This window comes from Zhouia amylolytica (genome assembly GCF_900116365.1).
Classification (GTDB): domain Bacteria; phylum Bacteroidota; class Bacteroidia; order Flavobacteriales; family Flavobacteriaceae; genus Zhouia; species Zhouia amylolytica.
Genome location: NZ_FPAG01000007.1, coordinates 293862 through 314804, shown reverse-complemented (window position 1 = coordinate 314804; position 20943 = coordinate 293862). Strand labels below are relative to the sequence as shown.

Here is a 20943-nt window from a genome sequence, read left to right as displayed (position 1 = left end):
TTTCATAATCGTAAGTTTAAAGGTTGTAGAATATAGGTTTGCTTTAATTATCCAGCCGAAGGCATTTGGATTTTCGATTTCTCAACTCCCTGAGTATTATCATATAGATTATCTTCGTCAGCTACGCTATTAGGAGAGCAAGAAGTTAAAGCAAAAGAGGCCATAAATAATAAGGCGAAAGTAATTTTTACTAATTTCATGACTGTAAGTTTTTTGGTAATATTTTAAAAATTCGTTTTGTTTTTCGTTGTTTGTTGAAACAAACCTACGAAAAAATAACTTACAGGAAATTAATAAGTTAGTCGTATATTAGTAGTTTTTTTCTTCTATATTTTAAGTTAAAAAGGAATGAAGTTACCTAATATACAACTATTTTAGAATTAAAGATCTTTTATTGTCTAAAACTTTTGTGATCATAATTTTGGTGGCATTTTCTGGTAGTAAATTTTCGATTTTCTCCGGCCACTCTATCAAACATATAGCATCTGTGTAAATATAGTCTTCAAATCCTATATCATAAGCCTCCTCTTCAGTTTCTAATCTATAAAAGTCAAAATGGTAAATTTTACCACTATTTCCCTCATATTCATTAACGATCGAAAATGTAGGACTGGAGGTTACGTCATTTACTCCTAACTCTTTTACAATTTCTTTTATGAGCGTAGTTTTACCAACCCCCATTTCTCCATAAAATAATAGAATATTACTTTTAGCATTCTTAATAATGTAGTTAGCAATCTGGGGTATATCTGTTAACGTATAGTTCATAATATTATTGTTTAATCTTTGAAAGCAACTAACGATTTTATTATTTCACAAAAATATTGATATTATTAAATTGATCATTGTAATTCATTAAAATCTATTAGGTTTGCAACCATGAAGCATGTTGGTTTGAAATTTAAAGAGTCTGATTTTAAATTCACGATACTGCTATATCGGGTAATGGAAAAAACTTGAGAATGCTTATTAGTATACCAATAAAGCGTCTTGTAGATAGCGTAAAATATAGTAGTAAACAAAATAGCCGTATATTTTTATTTGAGGTTTTTTTGGGAGTCTTCATTGTTGTAAGTCCCTTTCTAATAAGATTGAATGAATTATTCCCGAAAAATTCTTTCATGAAACTTTTTGGTTTTAGGGTAGAGGTGATGGTGTCTCAAGGGATGGATGTTGTGTCTTATTTGGTTTTAAGTAAGTTAATTCCAATTATTCTTCTTTCCATATGGTATTTTACTTGTAGAAGTTGGTGGCGTTGGTCGCTTATCTTTTTAATTAATGTGAACATGATTCAGTGTTTGCATATTTTATTCAGGGAATTTGATGTTACTATTTTTCATGCTAATAAGGAAATGGGAATTTTGTATTCTATGATTATTCCGGTAACGGTAATTTCCTTATGCTGTATGTTGATTTTTAAAAAGGTTCGGTTGAAGGCCTATTTTAAATTAAGTTCTGATGTGTATGCATTCCAGATTGATGACCTGATAAATAAATCTAAGTTTTTGAAGGGTGACTTGCAGTACTTAAGAAATAAGTCGCGGTCGATCAGAGCCTCCAAAAATTATTTAAACCAGAAGGAATATCTAAAAAAGCTATCTAAATTAAGTATCAAGGTTAAGAAGCGATATGGTGAAGGGGTTACGGGGAGCGAAAAGACAAGGCCAAAATTAAACGCTGCCGGGGTAATTACTTCGGTTTTTCTATTAGCAACGCCAATACTGTATTATGTTTATCGTTTTGTTCCTCAAGATTTTGTTGCTCCCGGAAGCTTGATTGGAGATGCTTTTGACAATGATTATGCTTCTGTTTTAACAGTAGTTTGGTTGCTTGGGGGAAAATTATACCTGGTTGTATTGCTTTCAATTTGGTATATAACCAATGAGAATTGGTGGAAGTTTGCCATATTATCTCCTGTATCAGTTACCATTATTCAGATTATCGATATCGTTAACCTGAATTCTGTAATTGATGAACAGTCTATTTGGGGGGCCTTGCCCTATTTACTTCCTATTTTATTCGTATTAATCTGGATTTCCGGAAAGGTTAATTATTATTTTTCTATTGCCAGGCTGCAAACCTTAATAGAGTCAGAAATTACGCAATTGGTCTCTATCATTAACAATGAGAGGAGGGATAAAATAAGAGATCAATTAATTTCTTTAAAAGAAGGTAAAAAGAGGATGTCTTCTGAAGAATATTTAGAGAAATTATTGGTGTTGCAGGAGGAAGTTGATCGATAGAAAAAAGGATTAGTTGCTAATAATAATTTTGAAGGATAGGGCGAAGGGGCTTCTTTTCCATATAAATGTGAGACTGCTCTAAAGATTTTCACATTACACATAAATTAAAGGGTTCTTAGCGAGGGATGTGTCTTTATCTACCTGAGCAAATTGCTTTTACCAATAAAAATAATTGTTTCTGCAAATAAGCTGCATTGCAATCATTGATTAAAGCTCGATAATCTGACATAAAGGGAACACATCCTTAAATTGGGTAAATCTAGTTATTGAGGATGGTTGTTTGTAAAGGAGAAAACAGGGGTAAAAGGTTTAAGTAGAAGAACTACTTTAAACCTTTTTTAGTAGCTTCAATTTCTTTTTTAATCTCGTCCATTAAAAGATCACGTTCTTTACTATCATGTTCTTTTAATTTTTTATCAATGATGGCTTCGATTTCTTCTTCAGAAATGCTATAAGCATCAATGGTTTTAGCTTTAGAACTCGTATTGAACATATCACCCTGGCCTGTAATTAACCAATGAGCGTTTATAACAGGATATTTTTCAAGAATTTTAGCTAATACATCGCTTCCTACAGAAGCATTGTTTTTGCTCATTCTAAGGGTGTAGCCATTTGAAGCACCTATAGACATGTCGAATTGCCTGGCGCTTAGACCAAATATTTTGATAATATGAGTTATTCTGTCAATTGTTTTAGGCATAGTTTTAGTTTGTAGATTATATTCTATACTTGAATACATCGCAAAGATAGTAAATAATAAGAAAAAAAATAAGTTTTATTACGGCTATCGTACTCTTTTATAAAATATTGCTAATTTAAGATGATACTTTTATTGCTATAAAAGATGAAATAACAGAGGAAGTAAACTATATTTTGGTTCCCTAAAATTTGTTAACAATTGAGTAGATATACAAAAGTTGCATTTAATAAAAATTGCCTTTGGCATCTAATTTTTTTAATAGCTGTACTAAAAATAGCTCCAGAACTGACACACAGTATATTTCGATAACTTTTAATCTTTTTAAACTTTTATCGATTTTTTATTATTTAGGTTCAAATACAGCTATAGGAATGATCATTTCCTCCAATGAAACCCCGCCATGTTGATAGGTGTTCTTATAATAGCTTACATAGTGGTTATAGTTATTCGGATAGGCGAAAAACAAATCATTTTTAGCAAAAATAAAAGAACTACTCATGTTGATTGCCGGCAGATGTACTTCTTTTGGGTCTTTGATGGCGAGTACATCCTTATCCTGATAGGTTAGGCTTCTTCCCGTTTTATATCTTAAATTAAGGCTGGTATCCCGGTCACCAACGACTTTTGAAGGGTTTTTAACATTAATGGTTCCGTGATCGGTGGTAATTATAAGTCTAAACCCAAGTTGTTGAGATTGTTGGATAATATCTAGCAATGGAGAGTTTCTAAACCAGCTCTGCGTTAATGATCTGTAAGCTTTATCGTTAGATGCCAGTTCCTTAACCACTTCCATTTCTGTTTTTGAATGTGACAGCATGTCTACAAAGTTGTACACGATAACCGTAAGGTCATTATCTTTTTGAGATTTAAAATTTTGAGCCAACTGACGTCCGGCCTTTAATGAAGATATTTTATGATACTCCCATTTTAAGGACACTCCGAGTCTTCGTATTTGCTCATTTAAAAAATCTGCTTCGTGCAGGTTCTTACCACCTTCGTCGGTATCATTCTTCCATAAATTCGGATAAAGTTTTTCCATCTCGGCAGGCATCAAGCCCGAGAAAATAGCATTTCTTGCATATTGAGTAGCCGTAGGAAGAATACTGAAATAAGGAGCTTCATTTGTTTTTTTGTAATAAGGTGCAATATGTGGTTCAATGGCTTTCCATTGATCGTATCTCAGATTGTCAATGACTACAAGGAGTGTGGGGGTGTTGTCTTTTAATTCTGGAATTACCTTTTCTTTGAAAAGTGTATGAGACATTACCGGAGGATCTTGATCTTCAAACCATCTTTGGTAGTTCTTGTCAATAAATTTTCCAAATTGTGAATTGGCTTCGATTTTTTGTGATTCGAGTATCTCAATAAGCCCAGCATCTTCAATATCTTCCAGTTCTAATTCCCAGTAAATGAGTTTTTGGTATAATTCAGCCCATTCCTGATACGAATTAACCATCGACATTTCCATTGAAATTTTTCCAAACTCCTGTTGATAGTTGGAGGTTGTTTTTTCGGATACCAGTCTGGAATGATCCAGATTCTTTTTTAAAGAAAGCAAGATTTGATTTGGATTTACCGGTTTGATTAGGTAATCGGCAATTTTTGCACCTATTGCGTCCTCCATAATATTTTCTTCTTCACTTTTGGTAATCATCACCACGGGAAGATCCGGTTTTTTACTCTTAATCTCTGACAAGGTCTCCAGGCCACTCAAACCAGGCATGTTTTCATCTAAAAAAACGATGTCATATTCATTAGAGTCGATACTGTCAACAGCCTCAGAACCACTTTTCCGAGTATCGATTTTATAATTTCTTTGTTCCAGAAAAAGTATATGAGGTTTTAGCAACTCAATCTCATCATCTACCCATAATATTTTTATGTCGCTCATACTTACGTATATTTGCTTTTTATAAATTTCTATTTCACATTGAAGACAACTAATAAGCTGAAAATCTTTAACGATCCAATATATGGTTTTATTACCATTCCCAATACACAAATTTACGATTTAATAGAACACAAAAATTTTCAACGACTAAGAAGAATTTCTCAAATGGGGATGTCTTATCTTGTTTATCCGGGAGCGCATCATACGAGATTTCATCATGCTTTAGGTTGCATGCACCTTATGAAGAAGGCCGTTGAGACATTAAGGTTTAAACAAGTAGCTATTTCGGAAGAAGAGGAAATCGGATTGTTGATGGCAATTTTACTTCACGATGTAGGGCATGGACCTTTTTCACATGCTATGGAACATAGCATTGTTAATGGGGTTAGTCATGAAAGAATTTCGTTATTGTTTATGGAGGCACTGAATGAAGAATTTGATGGAGCACTTTCATTAGCAATTCAAATTTTTAAAGGGCAATATTCTCGTAAATTCATGAACCAATTGGTTTCCGGCCAATTAGATTTGGATCGAACAGATTACCTAAAACGAGATAGTTTTTACACCGGGGTTGCTGAAGGAAATATCAATTCGGAGCGTATTATTTCTATGTTTAATGTAGTTGATGATGAGTTGGTTATAGAAGAAAAAGGGATTTATTCGGTCGAAAAATTTTTGGTAGCGAGACGACTTATGTATTGGCAGGCCTATTTGCACAAAACAAGTCTGGCTGCTGAACAAATATTGATCAGGATACTTAAGCGTGCCAAGGAATTGGTAAATAACGGGGTGAAATTAGAGGCTAGTTCTGCATTGTCGTTTTTTCTTAACAATGAAGTTTCTTTTAATGATTTTAACACAGATGTATTGCAAACTTTTGCAAGATTGGATGATTACGACATTATTTCTGCAATGAAAGAATGGCAATTCTGCGATGATTTTGTATTGTCTAATCTGTGTAAAATGATTTTAGACCGGGATTTGTTAAAGATTAAGCTGAAAAAGAAACCTATATCGGAAAAGAAATTTTTAAGGCTTAAAAATGCATATATTGCTGAAAAGGGAATTACAGAAAAAGAGGCGGCTTATTTTGTGTTCACCGGTGCAATTGAAAACCAGGCTTATAACGTTGAGAAGCAGAATATCAATATATTATCTAAGTCGGGAAAAATAATAGATGTTGCGAAAGCCTCAGACCAATTAAACCTGAAGGCGCTTTCAAAACCCGTTACAAAATATTATCTCTGTTACCCCAAGTCCTAACTTTTGGAGTTTTTTTATACTTTTGCCATGATGAAATTTACAGCAGCACAAATAGCCAACATTCTTGAAGGGGATGTTGTAGGAAATCCAGATGTAGAAGTCTCTAAACTTTCCAAGATAGAAGAAGGTACAGAAGGATCATTAACTTTTTTGGCAAATCCGAAATACAAACCACATATATATACTACAAAGGCCTCAGTTACTATTGTAAATAAGGATTTCGAGGTTGATGCAAGTTTAACTACTACTTTAATTAGAGTAGATGATGCTTACAAGGCTTTTTCTACGCTATTGGAGTATTATAATCAGGTTAAACTGAATAAAAAAGGTATTGAACAACCTGTTTTTGTTTCTGAATCAGCTTCGTATGGTGAAGATATATACATTGGTGCTTTCGCCTACATTGGAGAAAATGTTAGTATTGGGGATAATGTGAAGATATATCCTAATGTTTATATAGGTGACAATGTTAGTCTGGGTGACAATTGTATCGTTTTTGCCGGGGCAAAGATATATTCAGAATCTGTTATTGGTAATAATTGCGTGATACACAGCGGATCAATAATAGGGGCTGATGGTTTTGGATTTGCACCAGATGAGAATGGAGCGTTTCAGAAAGTGCCACAAACCGGGAATGTTATTTTAGAAGATTTTGTTGATGTTGGAGCCGGAACTACTATCGATAGAGCAACCCTGGGATCTACAGTTATTAGAAAAGGGGTTAAACTCGACAATCAAATACAAATTGCCCATAATGTGGAAATTGGAGAAAACACGGTTATTGCTGCACAAACTGGGATTGCCGGTTCTACTAAAATTGGCAGAAATTGTATGATTGGAGGACAGGTAGGTATTGTTGGACATATTGTAATTGGCGATAGAGTTAGAATACAGGCACAATCAGGGATAGGTAGAAATATAAAAGATGATGAAGTGCTTCAGGGTTCTCCTGCAATGGGATATTCAGACTATAATAAGTCTTATGTTTACTTTAGAAATTTACCTAAAATAGTTGATAGAATTGACCAACTTGAAAAAAAACATACTTTCAATGACTAATACCATAACAGAAAAGCAACGTACGATTGCAAAAGAAGTATCCTTAAAAGGTGTAGGGCTTCATACAGGTAAGGAGGTTACAATGACATTCAAACCTGCTTCTGAAGGTTTTGGATATGCTTTTAAGCGAATAGATCTGGAAGGGCAACCTGTAATCGAAGCAGATGCTAATTACGTTGTGAATACCCAAAGAGGTACCAACCTTGAAAAAAATGGGGTAAAGATTCAGACCTCTGAACACGTTTTAGCCGCTTTGGTGGGGTTGGATATCGATAACGTTTTAATTGAGTTAGATGCTTCAGAACCGCCAATAATGGATGGTTCTTCGAAGTATTTTATAGAAGCCCTTGAAAAGGCCGGATTGGTAACTCAAGAAGCAGATCGCGAAGAATATGTGGTAACAGATGTGATATCGTATTCCGATGAGGAAACAGGTAGTGAAATAACGATTATTCCTGCTGATGAATATCAGGTAACCACTATGGTTGATTTCGGCACGAAGGTATTAGGGACACAGAATGCTACGTTAAAGAAAATGGCAGATTTTAAAGATGAAATCGCCAATGCCAGAACCTTTAGTTTTTTGCATGAAATAGAAATGTTACTTGAAGGAGGGTTAATTAAAGGTGGAGATCTTAATAACGCCATTGTTTATGTAGATAAAGAATTATCTCCTCAAACTATGGAAAAGTTAAAGGTTGCATTTGATAAAGACAGCATCGCTGTGAAGCCAAACGGTATATTAGATAATTTAACCTTACATTATCCTAATGAAGCGGCCAGGCATAAATTATTAGATGTTATTGGAGATTTAGCATTGGTAGGGACTCGAATTCGAGGGAAGGTCATTGCTAATAAACCAGGACATTTTGTAAATACCCAATTTGCTAAGAAGCTGTCAAAGATCATTAAGATTGAAAAACGCAATAAAGTTCCAAAATTTGATTTGAATCAACCTCCATTGATGGATGTTACGGAGATCATGAATAAGCTCCCTCATAGACCTCCATTTTTGTTAGTTGATAAAATATTGGAGTTGTCAGATAGTCATGTAGTTGGGGTTAAGAATGTGACCATGAACGAACCTTTTTTTGTTGGGCACTTTCCAGGAGCTCCGGTTATGCCGGGAGTTCTTCAGGTAGAGGCTATGGCCCAAACAGGAGGTATTTTAGTGTTAAGCACCGTACCAGATCCAGAAAACTACTTGACATATTTCATGAAAATGGATAATGTGAAGTTTAAGCAACAAGTTTCTCCCGGTGATACCCTTATTTTTAAGTGTGAATTAATTTCGCCAATAAGAAGAGGTATCTGTCATATGCAAGCTTATGCCTATGCTAATGGAAAACTAGCAACAGAAGCCGAATTAATGGCTCAGATAGTAAAAGTAAAAAATTAAGAAATGAATCAACCTTTAGCATACGTACATCCTGGTGCCAAAATAGCAAAAAACGTAGTAATTGAACCTTTTACCACCATACATAATAATGTGGTTATTGGAGAGGGTACCTGGATAGGGAGTAATGTAACGATCATGGAAGGGGCACGAATTGGAAAGAATTGTAATATTTTTCCAGGTGCCGTAATTTCTGCTCCACCGCAGGATCTTAAGTATCAAGGAGAAGATACAATAGCTGAAATTGGAGATAATGTTACCATCAGGGAATGTGTAACCATCAACAAAGGAACCAGCGACAGAATGAAAACTGTTATAGGTGATAATTGTCTTATAATGGCTTATTGTCATATTGCACATGACTGCATTGTGGGTGCAAACTGTATTTTTTCTAATAATAGTACATTAGCGGGACACATTACTGTGGGAGATAGTGTTGTATTGGCTGGGATGACTGCTGTACATCAGTTTTGTTCTATTGGGAATCACGCTTTTGTTACCGGTGGTTCACTGGTTAGAAAAGATGTGCCTCCTTATGTAAAGGCGGCAAGAGAACCACTTTCCTATGTGGGAATTAACTCTGTTGGATTGAGAAGACGTGGATTCTCTACCGAGAAAATCAGAGAAGTTCAGGATATTTACAGAATACTATATCAAAGAAATTATAACAATACCCAAGCGGTCGAAATTATAGAGGCTGAAATGGAAGCTACTCCGGAGCGAGATGAAATCCTTCAGTTTATTAAAGATTCTCAACGTGGAATTATGAAAGGGTATTTCAGCGCGAACAGTTAAAATAATTATTTTAAAAAACATTAAAAATGGCAAGTACTTCAGATATTAAAAAAGGACTTTGTATTCGTTACAATCACGATATATTTAAGATTATTGAGTTTTTACACGTTAAACCGGGTAAGGGACCGGCATTCGTAAGAACAAAACTTAAAAGTGTAACTACCGGAAAGGTAATCGATAATACTTTTTCTGCTGGTCATAAAATTGATGATGTTAGGGTAGAGACCCATAGTTTTCAGTATTTGTATCCCGAGGGCGATTCATTTCATTTTATGAATACTGAAGATTTCAATCAAATCACACTTCAAAAAAGTGCGCTAGATGCACCAGATCTTTTAAAAGAAGGTGAAGTGGTTTCGATTCTTTTAAATTCAGAAGATGGGATGCCTTTATCTGTTGAGATGCCAACTCATGTGGTTTTGGAAATTACACATACGGAACCTGGAGTTAAAGGGAATACGGCAACCAATGCAACAAAACCTGCAACGGTTGAGACTGGCGCAACAGTTAACGTGCCTTTGTTTATCAATGAAGGAGACAAGATTAAAATAGAGACTGATAAAGGTACTTACGTAGAGCGCGTTAAGGAATAGCATGTTGTTTATATGAAGTTTCCTCAAAAGCATACGCTAAAGCAAATAGCTACCATAATTGGTGTGAAGTATATAGGAGCTGATGATTTTCCTGTTCTCGGAATGAACGAGATTCATGTGGTGGCACCCGGTGATATTGTTTTCGTCGATCATCCTAAATACTATGAAAAGGCTTTGAACTCAGCAGCAACCGTTGTTTTAATTAATAAGGAGGTGGATTGTCCGGAAGGAAAAGCTTTGTTGATATCAGATGATCCTTTTCGTGATTTTAACAAGTTAACAGCTTATTTTAAGCCTTTTGAAGGGGCTCATGAAAATATAGCAGCCACAGCCAGGATAGGAAAAGGAACGGTTGTTCAGCCTGGTGCTTTCATAGGTAACAATGTTGAAATAGGGGAGAATTGCCTAATCCATGCGAATGTTTGTATTTATGATAACACGATTATTGGTAATAATGTAACCATCCATGCAGGATCTGTATTAGGGGCTGATGCATTTTATTACAAGAACAGGCCTACGGGTTTTGATAAATTGCTTTCCGGAGGTCGTGTTGTTATAGAAGATCATGTTGATCTTGGAGCTCTTTGCACCATAGACAGAGGGGTAACGGGTGATACAACCATCAAAAAAGGCACTAAAATTGATAACCAGGTTCATGTTGGGCACGATACTGTAATTGGTGAGAAGTGTCTTATAGCTTCTCAAACAGGAATCGCAGGATGTGTGGTTATAGAAAATGAAGTAACGATCTGGGGTCAGGTAGGAATGACCAGTGGGATTACCATAGGAGAGAAAGCTGTTATTTTGGCTCAATCGGGTATCAGTAAATCTTTGCCTGGTAATACTACATATTTCGGATATCCAGCAGAGGAAGCCCGTAAGAAGTATAAAGAGTTAGCATCTATTCGTAAAATTCCTTTTATCATCGAGAAAATAGGTAAAGATTAAATCATCATTAAAATATTAAAATTCATTTCGCAGTTCGTATTCTAAATACTACTTTTGTGAAGCTAAAAAAATAACTCATGAGTGTTTTAGTAAATAAAGATTCAAAAATAATTGTACAAGGATTTACCGGAAGTGAAGGAACTTTTCACGCCGAACAAATGATTGATTATGGAACCAATGTAGTTGGTGGTGTTACTCCTGGTAAGGGAGGACAAGAACATCTTGGCAAGCCTGTTTTCAATACAGTTTCTGAAGCTGTTGAAAAGGTAGGAGCTGATACTACAATCATTTTTGTTCCACCTGCATTTGCTGCAGACGCTATTATGGAAGCTGCCGACGCAGGAATTAAAGTAATTATTACAATTACAGAAGGTATTCCTGTTGCTGATATGGTAAAGGCATACGATTATGTTAACGATAAAGATTGTCGTCTTATAGGACCTAACTGTCCTGGAGTAATTACTCCGGGTGAAGCGAAGGTTGGAATTATGCCAGGTTTCGTTTTCAAAAAAGGAAATGTTGGTATTGTTTCTAAGTCGGGAACTTTAACCTACGAAGCTGCTGATCAGGTGGTAAAACAAGGACTAGGAATTACCACTGCCATTGGAATTGGTGGTGATCCAATTATTGGAACTACTACAAAAGAAGCTGTTGAATTGTTAATGAATGACGAAGAGACAGAATGTATTGTAATGATTGGAGAAATAGGTGGTCAGCTTGAGGCAGATGCTGCACGTTGGGTTAAAGAAAATGGTAATAAAAAGCCAGTTGTTGGTTTTATTGCTGGAGAAACAGCTCCTAAAGGTCGTACAATGGGACACGCAGGTGCTATTGTTGGAGGTGCTGATGATACTGCTGAAGCCAAGAAGCGAATTATGAGTGAATGCGGAATTCACGTAGTTAATTCACCAGCTGAAATAGGAAAAAAAGTTGCCGAGGTACTTGGGTAATCGGTGATTCTAAAGAAATATTACTTTAAAAAGCCATCTTCTTTATTGAAGATGGCTTTTTTGTTTGTAGTAAACTATTTACTTGCAGTAGATTAATAATGCAATGCTGTTTAGTGCGTATAGTCCTAAGTTATTTGTTTTTTTGCTCACACAAATAACTTATATTTGATTTTTACTAATCATTTGGAAATAAACATGAAATTACTTGACGGAAAAACTGTAATTATAACAGGTGCCAGCAGGGGTATCGGAAAAGGTATTGCTGAAGTTTTTGCAGCACAAGGGGCGAATATAGCTTTCACTTATAATTCATCAACAGAGGCGGCTAATGCTTTAGAAAATGAATTATCAGCTAAAGGGGTGAAAGTTAAAGGCTACAAGAGTAACGCGGCCGATTACGAACAAGCACAGCAATTGGCTGAAGCTGTTGTAAAGGAGTTTGGCTCGATTGACGTCCTTATCAATAATGCAGGAATTACCAAGGATAATCTTTTAATGAGAATTACAGAAGAGGATTTTGATAAGGTAATTGAAGTGAATCTTAAATCTGTGTTTAATATGACTAAGGCGGTTCAGCGTACCATGCTGAAACAGCGTAAAGGTTCTATTATTAACATGAGCTCAGTGGTTGGGGTTAAAGGAAATGCCGGACAAACCAACTATGCTGCTTCAAAGGCAGGGATTTTAGGTTTTACCAAGTCGGTTGCATTGGAACTTGGTTCCAGAAATATTAGATGTAATGCTATTGCGCCAGGCTTTATTGAGACTGAAATGACGGCAAAACTTGACGATCAGGTAGTTCAGGGATGGAGAGATGCAATTCCTTTAAAACGTGGTGGCTCTCCTGAAGATGTTGCTAATGCGTGTTTGTTTTTAGCTTCTGATTTATCTGCTTATGTCACCGGACAAGTGTTGAATGTGGACGGTGGGATGTTAACATAGTTTTTATAACTTGATTAAGCAGATTTCGCTATAAATTTGTAGCTTGTAGGTTTGTACTGTATTTATGCATATAGAAACCGTTTTACTACTAATATTAGCAGCAGTTATCGCCTTGTTAACTGCTGTATTTCAGTATATTTATAAAAAGAAAAGCAAGTCTTCTCAAGACTTGCTTTTCGCTTTTTTAAGATTCCTTAGTGTTTTTAGTTTGTTGGTATTGTTAATTAGTCCTGAAATAACAACCACTCATAGTTTTATAACTAAAAAAGAATTACCTGTTTTAATTGATAATTCAGAATCGATTAAGTTTTTGGGACAGGGGCAGATGGTTAAAGATATTGTTTCCACCCTAAAAGCTCATAAAGATCTTAATGACAAATACAATATCGTCTATTATAGTTTTTCTGATGAGTTAAACCGTTTAGACAGTTTGAATTTTGAGGAAAAACAAACTAACATAACCAAGGCGTTGTCTCAATTGCTAGAGCTACAGGATGAAAATAAACTTCCTGTTGTTTTGATTTCAGATGGAAATCAGACCTATGGATATGATTATAATTTTTATTCCAGGAATTACCCGAATAGCATATTTTCGGTGGTTATAGGTGATACTACCAAGCATCAGGATATTCGTATCGACAATATCAACGTTAATAAATATGCATTTTTAAACAATACGTATCCTGTAGAGATTATAACCAGTTATAAAGGAGAAAATGAGGTGCCAACGGTTCTTAAGCTTTACAATGAAAATAAATTGGTTTATTCTAAAGCTTTTACTTTTTCCGAAACTAATAATTCAAATATTTTTACGATTGAGTTGCCAGCAGTGGATATAGGTGTGCAGCGATTGTTGGCTACTTTGACTCCATTTGAAAAAGAGCAAAATAAAACCAATAACACACGGCATTTTGCTATTGAAGTGATCGATCAGAAGACTAATATAGCTATCATTACTGACATTCGACATCCAGATATAGGAGCGTTGAAAAGATCTATCACTTCCAATGAGCAACGTGCAGTTGATGTGCTTGATGTGGATATGTTTAGTGATGAAAAGGCGGGAGCATATCAAATCCTGATACTTTTTAATCCTACTAATAAATTTGAAAAGGTTTATCAGTATTTAAAAAACAACAATAAAAACGCTTTTACGATTACAGGCACTTCAACAGACTGGTCTTATTTAAACAAGAAGTATATACAATTTGAGAGAGCGATAAGTTTTGATACAGAAGAAGTTTTACCTATATATAATGAAGGGTATCAACCGTTTATTTTTGAGGATATTGGGTTTGATGATTTTCCACCATTACATGCTTCATTTGGAGATTTAAATATTCTTGGAGCATTGGATGTTTTATTAAACACAAGAATAGGTAATGTGATCACAGACACACCGCTATTGGTGTCTTTTGAGGAAAAACAGAAAAGAGAAATAGTTCTTTTTGGTGAAGGAATCTGGCAATGGCGCGCAAAAAGTTTTAGAGATCAAAATTCTTTCGAACCTTTTGATAGATTTATGGGTGGTTTAATTCAATATCTGAGCAGCTCTAATGATAGGGATCGATTGAATTTGACTTTCAATTCATTTTATTACGGTAATAACCAGGTGTCTATTTCAGCGACTTATTTTGATAAGAATTATGTATTCGATAATAAAGCACAATTACAAATTGTTATTAGGGATGATAAGAAAGAGGTGAATACTATTCCGATGCTATTGAAGAATAATTATTTTGAGGTAGACCTAAGTGCGCTGGAAGCGGGGGATTATAATTTTACGGTAACTTCCTTGTCTGATAAGATTAGTAAGTCTGGCAAATTTACTATATTAGAATACAACGCTGAAGAGCAGTTTACAAGCGCCAATTATGGTAAATTAAAAAGTGCTTCAGAACAGACTTCTGCTCAAGTATATTTAGGAGCTCAAGTAAATGATCTGATAGAAGGGCTTATACAAACAGATACATACAAACCAATTTACAAAACAGAAGAAATTAAAACTCCATTAATTGAATGGGAATGGATTTTATTTTTCTTAACGGCAGTTTTGGCAATGGAATGGTTTTTAAGAAAATATAACGGATTAATTTAAATTAATATATATGGATAGATTACCTAAAGCGGTTATACCCGGAATTGTAATTTTTATAATTTTGATCATATTTATATCAAAATCAACAGTGACTATAGGATCTGGAGAGGCTGGTGTTTTATACAAGGTCTTTGGAGGGGGTGTTGTTACCGATGAGCCTCCACTAGGAGAGGGATTTCATATCGTAGCTCCATGGAACAAGGTTTTTGTGTACGAAGTAAGACAGCAAGAGATATTTGAAAAAATGAACGTATTGTCTTCAAATGGTCTAGACATTAAACTGGACGCTTCCGTTTGGTTTCAGCCTGATTATCAAAATTTGGGAAAACTTCATCAAGAAAAGAGTGAGCAATATAGAGAAAGAGTGCTATTACCTGCGGTAAGATCTGCTGCGCGTAGTGTAGTAGGGCGCTATACTCCTGAGCAATTGTATTCCACGAAAAGAGATGCCATTCAAAAGGAAATTTTTGAAGAAACCAAGAAGATAGTTTCTGATCAATTCATCCAGCTTAATGAAGTTTTGGTTAGAGATGTTACGCTTCCGCCGACGATCAAAGAGGCCATTGAACGTAAGCTTAGACAAGAGCAGGAATCTTTGGAGTATGAATTTCGTTTGGAAAAAGCAGAAAAAGAAGCGGAACGTCAACGTATTGAAGCAGAAGGTAAGGCAAATGCCAACCGAATTCTAAATGCCTCCCTGACGGATAATATTTTACGGGAAAAAGGTATTGATGCCACTTTGAGAATGTCAGAATCTCCTAATAGTAAAGTTATTGTTATTGGAGGGGGTGATGACGGTTTACCGATTATCCTTGGAAATCAGTAAATTTTAAGGCATTTAATAGTTTAAACGGCATCCTTAACGGGATGCCGTTTTTGTTTTGGAATAATACCTGACTTTTATCATGTTTATTCCTGGTAGTGCTATCTATTTTTGTTTGCGATTATCTATTCTTAAAACATGAATTTAAAAAAAGAAAAGAACGCCGTCATTTTGGCTCATTATTATCAAGACGGGGCAATTCAGGATGTTGCTGATTTTGTCGGCGATAGTCTGGGGTTATCACAACAGGCAGTTGATGCCAAAGCTGATATCATAGTGTTCGCAGGGGTTCATTTTATGGCTGAAACTGCCAAAATCTTAAATCCTTTAAAGCGGGTAGTGGTACCAGATCTAAATGCTGGTTGTTCGTTGGCAGATTCATGTCCTCCGGATTCTTTTAATGAGTTTATTAAATCGCATCCCGATCATGTGGTAGTTACTTATGTAAATTGTTCTGCTGCAATCAAGGCGATGACTGATATTGTCTGTACCTCATCAAATGCCATTCAAATAATAGAATCCATTCCTAAAGAAAAGCCCATAATCTTTGCACCAGATAAAAATTTAGGGAATTACATAAATAAAGTTACCGGGCGAGAAATGCTTTTGTGGGATGGATCATGTGTGGTTCATGAGGCCTTTGCAATTGATAAGATCCTGACGCTATTAAAAGAAAACCCCGAGGCAAAAATCATTGCTCATCCGGAATCTGAGGAGCACATTTTAAAAATAGCTTCATTCATTGGCTCCACAGCAGGAATGATTCGGTATGTAAAAGAGCACCCCGAGGAAAAATATATCGTTGCAACCGAAGTTGGAATTTTACATGAAATGCAAAAGGAGGTTCCGGATACGGTGTTGATACCTGCACCGGCACAAGAGGATAATACATGTGCATGCAGTGAATGTGCATTTATGAAAGTGAATACACTTCAAAAACTCTATGAAGCACTAATAAATGAAGCTCCTCTTGTTGAAGTTCCTGAGGATATCAGAAAGGAAGCGGTAAAACCAATAGAGCGAATGCTTAAATTGTCTGTGTAATAGTGAATACCGATTTTTTAATAATAGGATCGGGTCTTGCAGGACTTTCCTATGCGCTAAAAATAGCTACTTATTATCAAGATAAGCAAATTACTATTGTAACTAAAAAAGAAGCTTCGGAATCGAATACAAGATATGCACAGGGAGGTATTGCAATTGTATCAGATTTCAAATCAGATTCCTTCGAAAGGCATATTGAGGATACGTTACAGTGTGGAGATGGTTTATGTAATAGGGATGTTGTTAGATTGGTTGTAGAGCAAGGGCCCGATAGATTGAAGGAGTTAATTAGTTGGGGTGTATCTTTTGATTTAAATAATCAGAATTCTTATGATCTAGGAAGAGAGGGAGGGCATTCTTTGCCCAGAGTATTACATCATAAGGATATTACGGGATTTGAGTTGAAAAAGAAACTTTTAAGTAAAATACGTCTTTGTGAAAACATCACTATCCTGGAAAATCATTTTGCTATCGATCTCATAGTGGATAAAGTCCCGAATCTCATATGTAATGGCGCTTATATACTTGATACAAACACCCAAGAAATAATTACCATAACTTCCGGGAGTACCATATTGGCTACCGGTGGTATAGGTCATATTTATGGTCATACAACAAATCCATTTATAGCCACAGGCGATGGCATAGCCATAGCGTACAGGGCAGGGGCAGACATTGAGGATATGGAATTCGTGCAATTTCATCCTACAGTTTTGTATCGGCAATCGAATCGAAATGCCTTTTTAATATCTGAGGCTGTCAGAGGTTTTGGGGCATATTTGAAAAATTCAGAAGGAAAACGATTTGTCTTTAAGTATGATGAAAGAGGTGAGCTTGCCTCCAGAGATATTGTGTCCAGAGCTATCTATAATGAATTGAAAATGAGTAATCATTCTTGCGTGTATTTGGATTGTACGCACCTTGATATGGTGTCATTTAAAGAGAGTTTCCCTACCATATATCATCATTGTTTAACTGCAGGGATTGATGTATCTAAAGATTGGATTCCGGTTAGACCCGCTGCTCATTATTTATGTGGGGGTATTAAAGTTGATATAAACGGACAGACATCAGTTAAAAATTTGTTTGCATGTGGAGAATGTGCGAGGACAGGTTTGCATGGTGCTAATCGTTTGGCATCCAATTCGCTGTTGGAGGCGGTTGTTTATGCGCATCAAATTTATGAATATCATAAAATTCAATATACTATTCCTGATGGCTTAAAATTTCATAAAGAGCTAAAAAAAAATGTAGCTAAAAATGCTCAAATTCATGTACAATCTTTAAAGGAAGAGCTGCAAATTTTAATGACGGAAAGTGTTGGGATTGTTAGAACGGATGAGGCGTTAGCCGATGCAAAGACTAAAGTGAGCCATTGGAAGCGGTTGGTAGCGCGTCATTATTCGTCAACTCCACTTGATTTAGCAGTTGGTGAGTTAAGGAATATGCTTACAGTGGCAGGGCTTATCATTGCGCATTCTTTACGGAGAGGCACTAATAAGGGCGGGTATTTTAATTCAGACAGAGTACCTTTTGTAAAGGAATTAAAATGAATTATTACTCATCCATAAGGTTTTGAGCTTGTCCTTTCCAGTCATCCCTCTTAATTCTACCGGGGAAAAATTCTATGAGGGTTGTGATGGTTTCGATGTCTTCTTCTTGCATTTTGCTTAATTGACGATAGGTGAAAATACCAATATCATTAAGTTTTTTTTCAATAAACGGTCCTATACCGGCTATTTGTTTCAGATCATCTTTTTCATGGGTAGTGGCTACACCTATGTTACCAAAGTTTAATTTGGGCTTTTCTGCGCCGTTCTTCTTAGGTAATTGTGACTTGAATACTTGATTGTCCGGATCTATTACGCTGGCGCCACTTCTTCCGTACCGTAAAACGGCCTTAATTTTGGGAGCTTCCGTAGTTAGTGTTTCCTCTTTGTTGTTAAGTTCGCCATCTTCTTGGGTCTTCTTTTGAGGTTTCGGTTTCTTTGGCTTGCTTTTATCAGCATATAATTTAGATAAAAACCATCCCAATAAAAAAGAGGTAAACATTAATATCCATATAAGAATGTTCGATCCGGTAAATAAAAATACATTCAAAGCTAGCATAGATACTTTAATTCATGGTTATAACAATACGTCTGTTTTTTTGTCTGCCCTGGGTTGTGTTATTATCACCAATAGGCTCTGTTTCACCAGCAGATCGTACTGTAATATTATCCCTAGGAATCCCTTGTTCAACTAAATATAAAGCGACACTTTTAGCTCTTTGTAATCCAACCCACTCATTGTCGGCTTCGTTTCCGATATCGTCTGTGTGTCCCGTAATAGCAATATTCTTTTCAGGGTTACCTGTGATAAACACCCTTAATGAATCTACATATGTTTTAAATGCATTATCCGGTTCAAAGGTGTTAGAGGCAAACTTAGCGAATAAAACTTTACGAGAAATGTTGTTATTGACTACTTTTTTGATTTTTTTTGGAATGGTGTCGATGTGAATTAGAAATCCGTTATCGTATTCCTCTTTTTTGTTATATTCAAAAGCACCTTCTTTCGTTTTAACTTTGATTCTGCTACTGTCAACTCCATGAATTACAAAAATTGACTTTAAATATTCAGCTCTGCGTTCGGCCAGTGTATAGGGTTCGGTCTTTTTATAGATTCCCTGTATCGTAATAAATTTATCCGGATTGTTTATTAGGTAGGTGTGTAGTTTATTCTTAAAGTCCTTGGAATTAACTTCTCTGATTTTAGTCTCCCACTTTTTAATGATAAACTTGCCTTTTATATCGCTATCAAGGCTATTGGTGCCAGGTTCATTGATAACATTGGATGTTTGATTACTAACCAGTGGAGTTTCTGATTCAGAGGTAACCGTTTGGATCGTATTATGCGTCATGAGCATATTAAATATCCAAATGCCCACAATGGACCAAACAAAGAAAATCGTGAATGCAACCAAAAATCCTTTCATTGTGTAAAACGCTGGTTGTTAGTGTATAATAAATTTAAAAATATGTAATCATGCTTCCAATTTATAAGAGTTTTATAAGTTTTGTCACAGATTTATCGGATGAAAAACATATTTATAACACAAAAACTATCATGTTCATTTGTTTAATTTAAAAAAGGTGCTATATATTTGTACCAACAAAAAGAAATAATGAATAACATTCAATTACATCATCATCATTTTCATACTTGCGCTCAGGCGAGGTGAGAAAGTTATGTGTAATTCTAAGCATAAAAATTTAACCCGTTTGAGCAATTCAAACGGGTTTTTTTATACCTGTCAGTGAGTTGCTCGAACCAAACTTTGAAAGAAAATGACCAAATTAAAAGTAGCAATTCAGAAATCAGGAAGACTTAACGAAGATTCGTTGAAGATTCTTAAAGATTGTGGTATTTCTGTAGATAATGGACGAGAGCAACTTAAAGCAAGTGCCAGAAACTTTCCGTTAGAAGTACTTTATCTTAGAAATGGAGACATTCCTCAGTACCTCAGAGATGGTGTAGTAGACATCGCCATTTTGGGTGAAAACACCTTAATAGAGAAGGGGCAGGATCTCGAAATTATTGAAAAGCTGGGCTTTTCAAAATGTAGAGTGTCTATAGCTGTTCCTAAAGGAGTGGATTATACGGATATAAAAGATTTAGCCGGAAAGCGTGTGGCCACTTCATATCCTAACACAGTAAAAGGGTACTTTGATAACAAAGGAGTTGATATAGACCTTCATATCATTAATGGTTCGGTAGAAATAGCACCAAATATCGGGTTGGCTGATGCCGTTTGCGATATAGTTTCCAGTGGAAGTACGCTCTTCAAGAATAATCTTAAAGAAGTAGAGGTCATGTTGAAAAGTGAAGCTGTGATCACCAAGGCTCCTGACTTATCTTCAGAGAAGCAGGCAATTCTGGATAAACTACAGTTTCGAATTAAATCTGTCCTTAGAGCCAGAGAATCAAGGTATGTGTTACTAAATGCTCCAAACGAGAAAATAGATGAGATTATTTCACTTCTACCGGGTATGAAAAGTCCGACGGTTTTGCCTTTAGCTGAAGAAGGCTGGAGTTCTATACATTCGGTAATGAATAAAGATAAATTCTGGGAAATTATAGATGAACTAAAAGAGGTTGGTGCAGAAGGTATTTTGGTTTGTCCAATTGAAAAAATGGTGCTTTAAAAGATAATACG

Annotated in this window: 19 protein-coding genes; 14 read left to right on the top strand and 5 right to left on the bottom strand. The window is 35.6% G+C overall.

Features of this window, described 5'->3' with window-relative positions:
* Positions 1–369: 369 nt before the first annotated feature.
* A complete protein-coding gene (tsaE, locus tag BM361_RS13215; RefSeq protein ID WP_074979398.1) occupies positions 370–768 on the bottom strand; it encodes a tRNA (adenosine(37)-N6)-threonylcarbamoyltransferase complex ATPase subunit type 1 TsaE in 399 nt (132 codons plus the stop codon).
* 353 nt (positions 769–1121) lie between these two features.
* On the opposite strand from tsaE, the gene BM361_RS13210 reads away from it, so the two are divergent.
* Positions 1122–2243, top strand: a complete 1122-nt coding sequence (locus BM361_RS13210; RefSeq protein WP_074979396.1) for a hypothetical protein — start codon at positions 1122–1124, stop codon at positions 2241–2243.
* Positions 2244–2565: 322 nt separating this feature from the next.
* Here BM361_RS13210 and BM361_RS13205 read toward each other — a convergent pair whose 3' ends face one another.
* The gene (locus BM361_RS13205) at positions 2566–2943 is read right to left on the bottom strand and encodes a hypothetical protein (protein ID WP_038265332.1); all 378 of its coding nucleotides are present in this window, start codon (positions 2941–2943) and stop codon (positions 2566–2568) included.
* Positions 2944–3286: 343 nt separating this feature from the next.
* Complete coding sequence (gene porX / locus BM361_RS13200) at positions 3287–4834, bottom strand: T9SS response regulator signal transducer PorX (RefSeq protein WP_038265329.1); 1548 nt, start codon at positions 4832–4834, stop codon at positions 3287–3289.
* A gap of 39 nt (positions 4835–4873) precedes the next feature.
* On the opposite strand from porX, the gene BM361_RS13195 reads away from it, so the two are divergent.
* The 12 genes from BM361_RS13195 (at position 4874) to nadB (ending at position 18298) form a co-directional block, all read left to right on the top strand.
* On the top strand, positions 4874–6097 hold the full coding sequence (locus BM361_RS13195) for an HD domain-containing protein (RefSeq protein ID WP_074979395.1): 1224 nt from the start codon (positions 4874–4876) through the stop codon (positions 6095–6097).
* A 30-nt stretch (positions 6098–6127) separates the two neighbouring features.
* On the top strand, positions 6128–7156 hold the full coding sequence (gene lpxD, locus BM361_RS13190; protein ID WP_038265327.1) for a UDP-3-O-(3-hydroxymyristoyl)glucosamine N-acyltransferase: 1029 nt from the start codon (positions 6128–6130) through the stop codon (positions 7154–7156).
* Entirely contained in the window at positions 7149–8555 is a 1407-nt protein-coding gene (locus BM361_RS13185) for a bifunctional UDP-3-O-[3-hydroxymyristoyl] N-acetylglucosamine deacetylase/3-hydroxyacyl-ACP dehydratase (RefSeq protein WP_074979457.1), read from the top strand. The genes lpxD and BM361_RS13185 overlap by 8 nt, the downstream gene beginning before the upstream one ends.
* 3 nt (positions 8556–8558) lie before the next feature.
* Positions 8559–9347, top strand: coding sequence for an acyl-ACP--UDP-N-acetylglucosamine O-acyltransferase (gene lpxA / locus BM361_RS13180; RefSeq protein WP_074979393.1), 789 nt, complete (start codon positions 8559–8561; stop codon positions 9345–9347).
* 26 nt (positions 9348–9373) lie between these two features.
* A complete protein-coding gene (gene efp / locus BM361_RS13175; RefSeq protein ID WP_038263906.1) occupies positions 9374–9940 on the top strand; it encodes an elongation factor P in 567 nt (188 codons plus the stop codon).
* A gap of 12 nt (positions 9941–9952) precedes the next feature.
* Positions 9953–10888, top strand: coding sequence for a UDP-3-O-(3-hydroxymyristoyl)glucosamine N-acyltransferase (locus BM361_RS13170; protein WP_038263904.1), 936 nt, complete (start codon positions 9953–9955; stop codon positions 10886–10888).
* 77 nt (positions 10889–10965) lie between these two features.
* Positions 10966–11838, top strand: coding sequence for a succinate--CoA ligase subunit alpha (gene sucD, locus BM361_RS13165; RefSeq protein WP_038263902.1), 873 nt, complete (start codon positions 10966–10968; stop codon positions 11836–11838).
* A gap of 195 nt (positions 11839–12033) precedes the next feature.
* Positions 12034–12780 (top strand): 3-oxoacyl-[acyl-carrier-protein] reductase, encoded by a 747-nt coding sequence (gene fabG / locus BM361_RS13160; RefSeq protein ID WP_038263900.1) that lies wholly within the window; start codon positions 12034–12036, stop codon positions 12778–12780.
* A 64-nt stretch (positions 12781–12844) separates the two neighbouring features.
* Positions 12845–14878 carry a vWA domain-containing protein gene (locus BM361_RS13155; RefSeq protein WP_074979391.1) on the top strand — a complete coding sequence of 678 codons (2034 nt, stop codon included), beginning with the start codon at positions 12845–12847 and terminating at the stop codon, positions 14876–14878.
* A gap of 10 nt (positions 14879–14888) precedes the next feature.
* A complete protein-coding gene (locus tag BM361_RS13150) occupies positions 14889–15704 on the top strand; it encodes a prohibitin family protein (protein WP_074979389.1) in 816 nt (271 codons plus the stop codon).
* Between the two features lie 135 nt (positions 15705–15839).
* Complete coding sequence (gene nadA, locus BM361_RS13145; RefSeq protein ID WP_074979387.1) at positions 15840–16745, top strand: quinolinate synthase NadA; 906 nt, start codon at positions 15840–15842, stop codon at positions 16743–16745.
* Between the two features lie 2 nt (positions 16746–16747).
* A complete protein-coding gene (gene nadB / locus BM361_RS13140) occupies positions 16748–18298 on the top strand; it encodes an L-aspartate oxidase (protein WP_317039399.1) in 1551 nt (516 codons plus the stop codon).
* A gap of 4 nt (positions 18299–18302) precedes the next feature.
* On the opposite strand, the gene BM361_RS13135 is transcribed toward nadB, so the two are convergent.
* Both BM361_RS13135 and BM361_RS13130 read right to left on the bottom strand, forming a co-directional pair.
* Complete coding sequence (locus tag BM361_RS13135) at positions 18303–18854, bottom strand: hypothetical protein (protein ID WP_038263888.1); 552 nt, start codon at positions 18852–18854, stop codon at positions 18303–18305.
* 7 nt (positions 18855–18861) lie between these two features.
* Complete coding sequence (locus BM361_RS13130) at positions 18862–19647, bottom strand: OmpA family protein (RefSeq protein WP_175496582.1); 786 nt, start codon at positions 19645–19647, stop codon at positions 18862–18864.
* Between the two features lie 427 nt (positions 19648–20074).
* On the opposite strand from BM361_RS13130, the gene hisG reads away from it, so the two are divergent.
* The gene (gene hisG / locus BM361_RS13125) at positions 20075–20932 is read left to right on the top strand and encodes an ATP phosphoribosyltransferase (RefSeq protein WP_038263882.1); all 858 of its coding nucleotides are present in this window, start codon (positions 20075–20077) and stop codon (positions 20930–20932) included.
* Positions 20933–20943 lie beyond the last annotated feature (11 nt).